Below are 244 nucleotides of genomic sequence, written 5' to 3' on the forward strand. Positions count from 1 at the left end.
CGCTGAGCTGCTGCCGCATCGGTGGCAACCTGCTGCATAAGCAGAACCGTCAAGGGTGTGTTCAGCAGGCGCTTACGACTATCTGCCCCAATCCCTGGGGAAAGCGATGAAGACCATTGGTTATGAAAGACGGTAGTGGCTGCTTTGCGGCTTGGCCGCTTGGCTTGGCTTCCGCGCAACGACAGGCATTAGTACCTACGGGGGCCTGTTTAGACGTTATGTATCTTATGGCTGCTTGATGGGG

This window comes from Achromobacter sp. JD-1 (assembly GCF_038594925.1).
Taxonomy (GTDB): domain Bacteria; phylum Pseudomonadota; class Gammaproteobacteria; order Burkholderiales; family Burkholderiaceae_B; genus Achromobacter; species Achromobacter spanius_C.